General features: G+C 70.0%; 11 protein-coding genes. 7 read left to right on the top strand and 4 right to left on the bottom strand.

Going from position 1 to position 11,675, the window contains the following annotated elements:
- The first annotated feature begins 44 nt into the window (after positions 1–44).
- Entirely contained in the window at positions 45–248 is a 204-nt protein-coding gene (locus tag ACWD04_RS16030) for a hypothetical protein (RefSeq protein ID WP_099176312.1), read from the top strand.
- A 115-nt stretch (positions 249–363) separates the two neighbouring features.
- On the opposite strand, the gene ACWD04_RS16035 is transcribed toward ACWD04_RS16030, so the two are convergent.
- The 3 genes from ACWD04_RS16035 to ACWD04_RS16045 form a co-directional block, all read right to left on the bottom strand.
- Positions 364–1,437 (bottom strand): S1C family serine protease, encoded by a 1,074-nt coding sequence (locus tag ACWD04_RS16035; protein ID WP_451132229.1) that lies wholly within the window; start codon positions 1,435–1,437, stop codon positions 364–366.
- Between the two features lie 74 nt (positions 1,438–1,511).
- The gene (locus ACWD04_RS16040) at positions 1,512–2,246 is read right to left on the bottom strand and encodes a class I SAM-dependent methyltransferase (protein WP_451132274.1); all 735 of its coding nucleotides are present in this window, start codon (positions 2,244–2,246) and stop codon (positions 1,512–1,514) included.
- Positions 2,247–2,305: 59 nt separating this feature from the next.
- The gene (locus ACWD04_RS16045) at positions 2,306–2,905 is read right to left on the bottom strand and encodes a DUF3043 domain-containing protein (protein WP_451132231.1); all 600 of its coding nucleotides are present in this window, start codon (positions 2,903–2,905) and stop codon (positions 2,306–2,308) included.
- Between the two features lie 296 nt (positions 2,906–3,201).
- Here ACWD04_RS16045 and ACWD04_RS16050 point away from each other — a divergent pair, with 296 nt between their 5' ends.
- From ACWD04_RS16050 to ACWD04_RS16070, 5 genes are all read left to right on the top strand, one after another.
- Positions 3,202–3,984 carry a PspA/IM30 family protein gene (locus ACWD04_RS16050; protein WP_014156668.1) on the top strand — a complete coding sequence of 261 codons (783 nt, stop codon included), beginning with the start codon at positions 3,202–3,204 and terminating at the stop codon, positions 3,982–3,984.
- A 10-nt stretch (positions 3,985–3,994) separates the two neighbouring features.
- Positions 3,995–4,273, top strand: a complete 279-nt coding sequence (gene pspAA, locus ACWD04_RS16055; RefSeq protein WP_203185748.1) for a PspA-associated protein PspAA — start codon at positions 3,995–3,997, stop codon at positions 4,271–4,273.
- A 144-nt stretch (positions 4,274–4,417) separates the two neighbouring features.
- Positions 4,418–5,683 (top strand): histidine kinase, encoded by a 1,266-nt coding sequence (locus ACWD04_RS16060; protein ID WP_451132234.1) that lies wholly within the window; start codon positions 4,418–4,420, stop codon positions 5,681–5,683.
- Positions 5,674–6,369 (top strand): response regulator, encoded by a 696-nt coding sequence (locus tag ACWD04_RS16065; RefSeq protein ID WP_451132236.1) that lies wholly within the window; start codon positions 5,674–5,676, stop codon positions 6,367–6,369. The genes ACWD04_RS16060 and ACWD04_RS16065 overlap by 10 nt, the downstream gene beginning before the upstream one ends.
- Positions 6,370–6,553: 184 nt before the next feature.
- Positions 6,554–9,697: an efflux RND transporter permease subunit gene (locus ACWD04_RS16070; RefSeq protein ID WP_451132238.1), complete on the top strand. Its 3,144-nt coding sequence runs from the start codon at positions 6,554–6,556 to the stop codon at positions 9,695–9,697.
- A 106-nt stretch (positions 9,698–9,803) separates the two neighbouring features.
- Here ACWD04_RS16070 and nadA read toward each other — a convergent pair whose 3' ends face one another.
- The gene (gene nadA, locus ACWD04_RS16075; RefSeq protein WP_451132240.1) at positions 9,804–11,003 is read right to left on the bottom strand and encodes a quinolinate synthase NadA; all 1,200 of its coding nucleotides are present in this window, start codon (positions 11,001–11,003) and stop codon (positions 9,804–9,806) included.
- 220 nt (positions 11,004–11,223) lie between these two features.
- Between nadA and ACWD04_RS16080 the strand changes: the two genes are divergently transcribed.
- Positions 11,224–11,580, top strand: coding sequence for a HesB/IscA family protein (locus tag ACWD04_RS16080; RefSeq protein ID WP_451132242.1), 357 nt, complete (start codon positions 11,224–11,226; stop codon positions 11,578–11,580).
- The last annotated feature ends 95 nt before the right edge of the window (positions 11,581–11,675 follow it).

Below are 11,675 nucleotides of genomic sequence, written 5' to 3' on the forward strand. Positions count from 1 at the left end.
ACACCCACTAGTCTTCGGGGAGCAACGTGACCCAGGAGGCGGACATGGCGTGGACGTGGCGGTTCGAGAAGTCCGACGGTACGGAGACGGAGCCGGCCCTGCAGCCGGAGGAGTTCACGACCCAGGGCGACGCGGAGTCCTGGATCGGTGAGTTCTGGAAGGAGCTCCTCGAAGGCGGCGCGGACCAGGTGACGCTCTTCGAGGACGCGACGAAGATCTACGGCCCGATGAGCCTCCAGGCCGACTGAGAGGCTGTCGGACGGCCCGGCAGTCGCCGAGGCCCGCAGGCCCGCCCGCGCCCTGGAGTCCGGGCGGGCCTCCTTCTCCGTTCGGCCATGTGCCCGTACGGTCCCTGACCGGCTCTCAGATCTCGCCCAGGGTGACCTCGGCGGTCTTCGCCGTGCCTCCCCGCGTGTACGCCACCCTTACTTCCTGGCCCGGCTTGTCGCCCGCCAAGGCCTCCGAGAGCGAGGTGATCGTCGTGATCCGGGTGTCGCCGATCCGGGTGATGATGTCTCCCGCGCGCAGGCCGGCCTTCTCCGCGGCCCCACCTTTCTCGACGCTGACGATCGCGACACCGGCCGGCTGGTACTCGTCGTCGACGACGGTGCGGCCCGTGATGTCCATCGCCGCCCGGCCCGAGTCGGTGACCCTTCCCGATTTGATGATCTGGTCGGCGACCGTCCGCACCGTGGAGACGGGGATGGCGAACCCGATCCCGGGTGCCGCGCTGCCGCCCAGCTGAGGGTCCGTCGCCGCGAGGGTCGGGATGCCGATCACCTCGCCTTCGAGGTTCACCAGGGCGCCACCGCTGTTGCCCGGGTTGATCGCCGCCGAGGTCTGCACCATGCCGGCGAGCGTCGCCCCGGTGCCGCCGCCCGAGCTGCTCTCGCTGACGGTCCGCCCCACGGCCGAGACGATGCCCTGGGTGACGCTGCTGGACAGGCCGAGCGGTGAGCCCATCGCCAGGACGATCTGCCCCACCTCGACCTCGTCGGTGTCCCCGAACTCCGCGGCCCGCAGCCCGTCGGGGAGGTCGTCGAGCTCGATGACGGCCAGGTCCTGCTCCGGATAGGAGGAGACCAGGGACGCCCTGAGCACCTTCTCGCCGGTGGCGACACTGACGGCGAAGCTCTTCTCGTCGCCCACGACATGGGCGTTCGTGACGATGTGGCCCTTGTGGTCGTAGACGATGCCCGAGCCGAGCCCGGCCCCGGCGCCGACCTGCACGACGGAGGGCAGCACGTCCTTGATGACGGCCTGGTACCGGTCCTGCAGGTCGCCGGCGGCCCGTGGCACCACCGCCTGCCGGGCCGGGGCCGCCGACGGGGTGGGGTCCGGCCCGGCGCAGCCGCCTGCCAGGGTGATCGCGCAGGCGCCGACGGCCAGGGACGTGAGTGAGCGGCGTACCCGGTTGCGGGAAGGGGTTGCTTCCATGCCCGGAGTATCGCCAGGGCGCGCCGCGTACGGCCTGCCCTGGTGGGCCGATCAGGCGTACGGCCGTGACGGCGTCAGCCGCGTACACCGCACAGATGCAGCAGCGCGGCCACCCCGCGGTACGGATCGGTCCGGCCCGCCCGGTCCTCGGCGGCGAACACCCGCGCCAGTTCCTCGGGGCCGGGCAGCTCCGCCTCGTTGCTCACGTTGTCCGTGAAGACCCGCACGCCGTACCAGGCGTGCAGCGGGGCGGCGATCCCGGCGAGGGTGGCCCGCAGTACCTCGATCCGGTCCGCCCGGACGTCGAGGCCGAGCCTGTTGGTGTACGTGTCCGTGTCGAACGCCGCGAGAGCGGCGCCGAAGTCCCCGGCCGTCCCCGGCCGCATCGCCAGGGCGTCCGCGTTCCGCACGAGCAGCGAGAGCAGCCCGCCGGGGGCCAGCATCCGCGCCAACCCGGCCAGCAGCGCGTCCGGCTCGGAGACATACATCAGCACGCCGTGACAGAGCACCACGTCGAAGCTGCCGGGCAGGAAGTGCACCCCGGTGTCACGGCCGTCGCCCTCGATGAGGCGCACCCGCTCGCGGATGCCCTCGGGCTCGCCCGCCAGGGACTCCCGAGCCGACCGCAGCATCTCGCCGTCGGACTCGAGACCCGTCACGGAGTGCCCGGCCCGCGCCAGACGCAGCGCCTGCGTGCCCTGGCCCATGCCGACATCGAGCACCCGCAGCCGCTGCCCCACGGGGAAGCGCGCGGCTATCTGCTCGTCGAGCTGCCGGGCGACGAGCTCCTGGCGGACCGTGTTGCGCAGTCCGCCGAGCCCGTCGAGCCACTGGGACGAAACCCCCGTGAAACCGGAGGTCTCCGTGCTCAGGGCCGCTCTCCCCGCTTGACCTGCGGCTTCGGAAGCCGCAGACGGCGCATCTGGAGCGTACGCATCAGGCCGTAGGCCACCGCGCCGCGCTTCGGGGTGTCCGGGAAGCGCTGGGCCAGCTGCTTCTTGAGGCGGAACCCGAGGCCGATGGAGTCCACGACGATCAGCACGATCACGCCGAGCCAGAGCAGCAGCGAGATGTTCTGGATGTTCTGGACCTGGATCACGCTGAGGATCAGGATGATCACCGCGAGCGGAAGGAAATACTCCGCGATGCAGAAGCGCGAGTCCACGAAGTCGCGGACGTAGCGGCGCACAGGCCCCTTGTCACGCGCGGGCAGGTAGCGCTCGTCGCCCGATGCGAGCGCCTCCCGCTGCCGGGCCATGTCCGCTCGACGCGCTTCGCGCTGGCGCTTCGCGGCCTCCTTGCGATCGGTCGGCGCACCGCTGGAGGCACGTCGGCGCTGCGTCTGGGCCTCGCTGCGCTTGGGGGTGGGGCGACCCTTGGGAGCCTGAGGGTCGCGGGGCTGCTTGGAGAGGTCCGCCGTCACCTTGCCGGTGGGGGCCTTCTCTTCCTTGGAACGGCTACGGAACACAAAACCCAAGGGTACGGGGTCGGCCGCGACTACCGGGGACCGGCCGGGAACGATCCGGCAACGGCCTGCGTCCCGAAAAGTGTCCCGACAGGGGCAGAACGGACGTCGCCGACGCTTTCCCTGATGTTCGTCTACTCCCTGGGCGGGAGCGGTCACGGGCCGCAGTCGTCCTTGGGTAGGAGCACATCCGCGGCCGAACAGTGCGGTAATGGAGACAGGGCCCGTACTGTGGGTTCTGTTGGAGTGCTGGAGCTCAGTTCGTCAGAAGGGGGCGCGCGAAGCCCATGAGCGGTGTCATGAAGCGTATGGGAATGATCTTCCGCGCGAAGGCAAACAAGGCCCTTGACCGGGCCGAGGATCCGCGCGAGACCCTCGATTACTCGTACCAGAAGCAGCTGGAGCTGCTTCAGAAGGTACGCCGCGGCGTCGCCGACGTGGCGACCTCGCGCAAGCGGCTGGAGTTGCAGCTGAATCAGCTGCAGGGGCAGTCGTCCAAGCTGGAGGACCAGGGCCGCAAGGCGCTCGCGCTCGGCCGCGAGGACCTGGCCCGCGAGGCGCTGTCGAGGCGCGCCGCCCTCCAGCAGCAGGTCACGGACCTGGAGACGCAGCACCAGACGCTGCAGGGTGAGGAGGAGAAGCTCACTCTCGCGGCCCAGCGCCTGCAGGCCAAGGTCGATGCCTTCCGTACGAAGAAGGAGACGATCAAGGCCACCTACACAGCGGCCCAGGCGCAGACCCGGATCGGCGAGGCCTTCTCCGGCATCTCGGAGGAGATGGGCGACGTCGGCCTGGCGATCCAGCGGGCCGAGGACAAGACCCAGCAGCTCCAGGCGCGTGCCGGAGCCATCGACGAACTGCTGGCCTCCGGGGCTCTCGACGACCCCTCCGGCACGGCGAAGGACGACATCGCCGCCGAGCTGGACCGGATCTCCGGTGGTACGGATGTAGAGCTGGAACTGCAGCGCATGAAGGCCGAGCTGGCCGGCGGTTCCGCCGGGCAGCAGCAGGCCATCGAGGGCGGCGCGGAGGACGCGGCACCGCAGTCGCAGCAGTCCCCGCACAAGTTCGACAAGCAGTGAGGGTGGCGTCATGATCGTACGGATCATGGGGGAGGGCCAGGTCGTACTGGCCGACAGTCATGTCACCGAGTTGAACAAGCTCGACGACATACTCCTCGCGGAGATGGAGAGCGGTGACGGGCCCGGCTTCCGCACCACGCTCCACGCGCTTCTGGACAAGGTGCGCGAGCTCGGCTCGCCGCTCCCCGACGACTCCCTGGAGCCGTCCGAACTGATCCTGCCGTCACCCGACGCCACGCTCGAAGAGGTGCGCTCCATGCTCCGTGACGACGGGCTGATCCCCGGCTGACCGGGCCGCCCGCTCCACGCTCCCGACGATGCCCCGCTCCGGTCCGGCCGGCGCGGGGCATCGTGCTGCGCACGCCGTGCCCTGCGGCGGTCCTGACGCCGTCCCGGACCGTACCGTCGACGACACGCCGTACCGTAGCTCGACGTGACCCCCCTCGGAACCGGGCTCGTGCGCCCCCGCCGCTGGCTGCGAGGCCATCCCCTCGCCTTCGACGGCGGCCTCGCGGTGGCCGTGCTCGCCTGCATGATCTGCGCGGCGTTCGCCGAGCCGAACCCGGGCCACGGGCCCGTCTTCGGAGTCCGGGTGCCCGAACCGTCGAGCGTGCTGCTGATGGTGCTCGGTGCCGGGGCGCTCGTCCTGCGCCGGCGCAGGCCCATGACCGTGCTCGCCGTGACCGGGCTGTTGTCGGTCGCCGAGTTCGTCCTGATTGACCCGCCCGCCCCTGTCGTGATGAGCGCGGTCATCGCCCTCTTCACCGTGGCGGCCAGCACCGACCGCCCCACCACCTGGCGGGTCGGTCTGCTGACCACGGGGGCGCTCGCCCTGGCCGCGATGGCGGACGGCTCGACGCCCTGGTACAGCCAGGAGAACCTCGGTGTCCTCGCCTGGACCGGCCTGGCCGGTGCTGCCGGCGACGCGGTACGCAGCAGACGCGCGTTCATCCACGCGATCAGGGAACGGGCCGAACGCGCGGAGCGTACCCGCGAGGAGGAGGCCCGCCGAAGGGTCGCCGAGGAGCGGCTTCGCATCGCCCGGGACCTGCACGACGTCGTCGCCCACCACATCGCCCTGGTCAACGTCCAGGCCGGGGTCGCGGCCCACGTCATGGACAAGCGCCCCGACCAGGCGAAGGAGGCGCTCGCCCACGTGCGGGAGGCCAGCCGCTCCGCCCTCAACGAACTGCGGACCACGGTCGGGCTGCTGCGCCAGTCCGGCGATCCGGAGGCGCCCACGGAACCGGCCCCGGGGCTCGCCGTCCTCGACACCCTGGTCGACACCTTCCGTAACGCCGGGCTCCCCGTCGAGGTGGCCTGCACCGACCCGGACAGCCCGCTGCCCGCGGCGGTCGACCTCGCGGCCTACCGGATCATTCAGGAGGCCCTGACCAACGTGCGCAAACACGCAGGCGCCGACGCGAAGGCCGAGGTGAGCGTCGTACGCGTCGGGGGAACCGCGGAGATCACCGTGCTCGACAACGGTGCGGCGACACATCCCGGCCCCGGGCCGGCCGACGGCGGCAGGCACGGCCTGATCGGCATGCGCGAGCGTGTCACCGCCCTCGGTGGCACCCTCACGGCGGGGCCCCGTTACGGAGGCGGATTCAGGGTTCATGCGATCCTGCCCGTCACGTCCCGCATACGCGCGCCGGAGGGGCCGGGCGCGGCGGAGACGACGGGGGGATGCGTGTGACGCCCATCAAGGTGCTGCTCGCCGACGACCAGGCACTACTGCGCAGCGCGTTCCGGGTGCTGGTCGACTCGGAGCCCGACATGCAGGTCGTCGGTGAGGCCGCCGACGGGGCGGAGGCCGTGGAACTGGCCCGCTCGACCCTCGCCGACGTCGTGCTGATGGACATCCGGATGCCGGGCACCGACGGACTCACCGCCACCCGGATGATCAGCGCGGACCCGGACCTGGCGGGCGTACGGATCGTCATGCTCACCACCTTCGAGGTGGACGAGTACGTGGTGCAGTCCCTGCGCGCCGGTGCCTCCGGTTTCCTGGGCAAGGGCGCTGAACCGGACGAACTGCTCAACGCCATCCGTGTCGCCGCGGCCGGTGAGGCGCTGCTCTCCCCTGTCGCGACCAAGGGTCTCATCGCCAGTTTCCTCGCCCAGAGCGGCAGCGCGGCCGAGGGCCCGGACGGCGCGGAGTACGCCACGCGGCTCGCCGCGCTCACAGGGCGCGAGCGCGAGGTGCTCGTCCTGGTCGCGGGCGGTCACTCCAACGACCAGATCGCCGGTCGGCTCGTCGTCAGCCCTCTCACCGTGAAGACCCATGTGAACCGGGCCATGGCGAAACTCGGCGCGCGGGACCGGGCACAATTGGTCGTCATTGCGTACGAATCGGGTTTGGTCCGTCCCAGGGTGGAGTGACGGGGTGTAGATCCGGCTACTCCAGCTGCGGTATGCCCGGGATGAGAAAGCAACCCGGGGGCCGACGATTCGGCTCGGGGAACGGGCGATCGTGTAGGTGGGCGGGCTGTGTCCCTGTGATCACCGAAGTGAGCGCCGAGCAGCCGCCCTCCTGCCGCGTACGCCACAGAAGAGAGACCCACCCATGTCCTGGCTGTCCAGATTCAGCCTCGCGCAACGGGCGCTGATCGGGCTGATCTCGATCGTCGCGCTCGTTTTCGGCGCGATCGCGATACCGCAGCTCAAGCAGCAACTGCTGCCCACCATCGAACTCCCGATGGTGTCGGTGCTGGCCCCCTACCAGGGTGCGTCCCCCGACGTGGTCGAGAAGCAGGTCGTCGAACCCCTCGAGAACGCCATCAAGGCCGTCGACGGCGTGGAGGGCGTCACCTCGACCGCCAGCGAGGGCAGCGCCGTCATCATGGCGAGCTTCGACTTCGGCGACGAAGGCACCAAGCAGCTCGTCGCCGACATCCAGCAGGCCGTGAACCGGGCAGGGAACCTGCTGCCCGAGGACGTCGACCCGCAGGTCATCGCCGGATCGACCGACGACATCCCGGCCGTCGTCCTCGCCGTCACCTCCGACAAGGACCAGCAGGCGCTGGCGGACCAGCTCGACCGCACGGTCGTCCCGGCGCTCGAGGGCATCGAAGGCGTCGGCCAGGTCGCCGTCGACGGCGTCAGGGACCTCCAGGTCTCCGTCGTCCCCGACGACAAGAAGCTCGCGGCGGCCGGGCTGAACCCCGTGTCGCTCTCCCAGGCCCTGCAGGCCGGCGGCGCCACCCTTCCGGCTGGCTCCTTCTCCGAGTCGGGCAAGAGCCGCACCATCCAGGTCGGCGGTGCCTTCAGCTCCCTCCAGCAGATCGAGGACCTGAAGGTTTCCGCGACGGGCACGGCCGGAAAGCCGGTGCGGGTCGGCGACATCGCCACGGTGAAGCAGGAGCCCGCCACCGCGGTCTCCCTCACCCGTACGAACGGCAAGCCGAGCCTCGCCGTGATGGCGACGATGGACCAGGACGGCAGCGCCGTCGCCATCTCGGACGCCGTCCAGGACAAGCTGCCTGACCTGCGCGAGGACCTCGGCGCCGGCGCCGAGCTGACCGTCGTCTCCGATCAGGGGCCCGCCGTCTCCAAGGCGATCTCCGGGCTGACCACGGAAGGCGCGCTCGGCCTGCTCTTCGCGGTCGTCGTGATCCTGGTCTTCCTCGCGTCGATCCGCTCGACGCTGGTCACCGCGGTCTCCATCCCGCTCTCCGTGGTCCTCGCGCTCATCGTGCTCTGGACCCGCGACCTGTCGCTGAACATGCTGACCCTCGGCGCGCTGACCATCGCGATCGGCCGGGTCGTCGACGACTCGATCGTGGTCCTGGAGAACATCAAGCGGCACCTCGGCTACGGCGAGGAGCGCCATTCGGCGATCATCACCGCGGTCAAGGAGGTGGCCGGCGCGGTCACCTCGTCCACCCTCACCACCGTCGCGGTCTTCCTGCCCATCGGCCTGGTCGGCGGCATGGTCGGCCAGCTCTTCGGCTCGTTCTCCCTCACCGTCACGGCGGCCCTGCTGGCCTCCCTGCTGGTCTCCCTGACCGTCGTCCCGGTCCTCTCGTACTGGTTCCTGCGCGCGCCCAAGGGCACCGCGGAGAACCCGGACGAGGCCCGCCGCGAGGCCGAGGAGAAGGAAGCCGCCAGCCGGCTCCAGCGCATCTACGTCCCGGTGCTGCGCTTCGCCACGAGGCGCCGCATCACCAGCATCGTCATCGCCTTCGTCATCCTGTTCGGCACGTTCGGCATGGCGCCCCTGCTGAAGACGAACTTCTTCGACGCGGGCGAGCAGGAGGTCCTCTCCGTCAGCCAGGAGCTGACCCCCGGCACCAGCCTCGAGGCGGCCGACGAGGCCGCGCAGAAGGTCGAGAAGGTGCTCGCCGCCGACGAGGGCGTCGAGGACTACCAGGTCACCGTCGGCTCCTCCGGCTTCATGGCGGCCTTCGGCGGCGGTTCGGGAGCCAACCAGGCCTCGTACCAGATCACCCTCAAGGACTCGGCGGACTACGAGGCCACCGAGAAGCGGATCGACGAGGCCCTCGGAAAGCTCGACGGCGTCGGCGACACGACGATCGCCGCGGGCGGCGGCTTCGGCAGCCAGGACCTCAGTGTCGTGGTCAAGGCCGCCGACGCGGGCGTCCTGCAGAAGGCGTCCGAAGCGGTACGCGGTGAGGTCGCCGAGCTCAAGGACGTCACCGATGTCCAGAGCGACCTGGCGCAGAGCGTCCCGCGCATCTCGGTCAAGGCCAACGACAAGGCGGCCGACGCCGGATTCAACGAGACCACTCTCGGCGCGGCGGTCGCCGGCGCGGTGCGCGGGACCCCGTCCGGCACGGCGATCATGGGCGACACCGAGCGTGACGTCCTGGTGAAGTCGGCCCAGCCGGCCACCACGATGGCCGAATTGAAGGCCCTTCGGCTCGGCCCGGTCACGCTCGGCCGGATCGCCGATGTGGAGCTGGTGCCCGGCCCGGTCACGATGACCCGGATCGACGGCCAGCGCGCCGCGACGATCACCGCCAAGCCGATCAGTGACAACACGGGTGCGGTCAGCACGTCGCTCCAGAAGAAGATCGACGCCCTGGACCTCCCGGGTGGGGCCACCGCGACCATCGGCGGTGTCTCCGAGGACCAGAACGACGCCTTCATGAAGCTGGGCCTGGCCATGCTGGCGGCCATCGCGATCGTCTTCATGCTGCTGGTGGCCACCTTCCGGTCGCTCATCCAGCCGCTGATCCTGCTGGTCTCCATCCCCTTCGCCGCGACGGGTGCCCTCGGCCTCCTCATCATCACCGGCACCCCGATGGGCGTCCCGGCGATGATCGGCATGCTGATGCTGATCGGCATCGTGGTGACCAACGCGATCGTGCTGATCGACCTGATCAACCAGTACAGGTCGCAGGGCATGGGCGTCGTCGAGGCAGTCATCGAGGGTGGCCGCCACCGTCTGCGTCCGATCCTGATGACCGCACTGGCGACGATCTTCGCCCTGCTCCCGATGGCGCTCGGCGTGACGGGCGAGGGCGGCTTCATCTCCCAGCCGCTGGCGGTCGTGGTGATCGGCGGCCTGATCACCTCCACGCTGCTGACCCTGCTCCTGGTGCCGACGCTCTACGCGATGGTCGAGCTCCGCAAGGAGCGCCGCGCCGAGAAGAAGGCGGCCAAGCGCGACGCGAAGCCCGGTGCGGCGGCCGCAGAGGCGGCGGAGGGATCCACCTCCGCGGAGCCGGAGCCGGCGAACGCCTGACGGCCCGCCGTAGCCACACAGGAAGGCCCCCGACGCCGCACAACGGCATCGGGGGCCTTACCCTTCCGGACCGGACCGACCGCCGGCGTACCCGCCTCGCCATCCGCTACGGCAGTGCCAGCATCCGCTCCAGCGCCAGCTTCGCGAACTTCTCCGTCTCCGCGTCGACCTGGATCCGGTTGACGAGGTTCCCCTCGGCCAGGGACTCCAGCGTCCACACGAGGTGTGGCAGGTCGATCCGGTTCATGGTCGAGCAGAAGCACACCGTCTTGTCGAGGAAGACGATCTCCTTGTCCTCCGCGGCGAAACGGTCCGCCAGCCGGCGCACCAGGTTCAGCTCCGTGCCTATCGCCCACTTGGAGCCGGCGGGCGCCGCCTCCAGGGCCTTGATGATGTACTCCGTCGAGCCCACGTAGTCCGCGGCCGCCACGACCTCGTGCTTGCACTCGGGGTGCACCAGCACGTTGACGCCCGGAATCCGCGCACGGACGTCGTTGACGGACTCCACCGAGAAGCGCCCGTGCACCGAGCAGTGGCCACGCCACAGGATCATCTTCGCGTCGCGCAGCTCCTGAGCGGTCAGGCCGCCGTTCGGCTTGTGCGGGTTGTAGAGGACGCAGTCCTCCAGGGTCATCCCCATGTCCCGCACGGCCGTGTTCCGGCCCAGGTGCTGGTCCGGGAGGAAAAGCACCTTGGCTGCCGAGGGTTCCCTCTGGTCGAAGGCCCACTCCAGGGCCCGCTTCGCGTTGGACGAGGTACAGATCGTGCCGCCGTGCCTGCCGGTGAAGGCCTTGATGTCGGCGGAGGAGTTCATGTACGAGACCGGCACGACCTGGTCGGCGACACCCGCCTCCGTCAGCACGTCCCAGCACTCGGCGACCTGCTCCGCAGTGGCCATGTCGGCCATCGAACAGCCGGCGGCCAGGTCCGGCAGGACGACCTTCTGGGCGTCGCCCGTCAGGATGTCCGCGGACTCGGCCATGAAGTGCACGCCACAGAAGACGATGTACTCCGCCTCGGGCCGCGCCGCCGCGTCCCGGGCGAGCTTGAAGGAGTCGCCGGTGACGTCCGCGAACTGGATGACCTCGTCGCGCTGGTAGTGGTGGCCGAGCACGAAGACCTTGTCCCCGAGCCTTTCCTTGGCGGCACGAGCCCGCTCCACCAGGTCCGGGTCGGACGGGGAGGGCAGGTCGCCGGGGCATTCGACCCCGCGCTCGCTCCGCGGGTCGGCCTCACGGCCGAGCAGCAGAAGGGCGAGGGGCGTCGGCTGGACATCCAGGGGCTGGGCGGTGGTCACGACACGCACCCTTTCTTTTCTGCGAAAGGCCTTTTCGTCTAATTGACGTTATTTATCATAACCGCTTCACGTCAGCTTGACGATGCCGATAGCGTCGATGTGACGCATCCCCCCGCGCAGGGGGTGTGCGAGCATGAAGGGAACAGACACGCGCCTGGCCCGGAATGAATCCGCGGCCCCGATGGTTGGACCGTCGGCAAGCAGTCCGTACAACCCGGGAGAGAAGCAGATGTCCGTATCGGACGAGACCACCACCGTGAGCGACGGCATCCTCCTGTCGGACGCCGCCGCAGCCAAGGTCAAAACCCTGCTGGAGCAGGAGGGCCGGGACGACCTCGCGCTGCGCGTCGCCGTTCAGCCCGGGGGCTGCTCGGGCCTGCGCTACCAGCTCTTCTTCGACGAGCGCTCGCTCGACGGGGACGTGGTGAAGGACTTCGGCGGCGTCAAGGTCGTCACCGACCGGATGAGCGCCCCGTACCTGGGCGGCGCCTCCGTCGACTTCGTGGACACCATCGAGAAGCAGGGCTTCACGATCGACAACCCGAACGCCACGGGCTCCTGCGCCTGCGGTGACTCCTTCAGCTGAAGGCGCTGGTGCAGCAGCGGCTGGTTCGCCTTGATCACAGCGATGTAGTGGGCCTTTTTGTCCTCCACGAGGAAGTGCGCGTGCGCGACCTGGGA

The sequence above is a fragment of the Streptomyces sp. NPDC002911 genome, assembly GCF_053591835.1.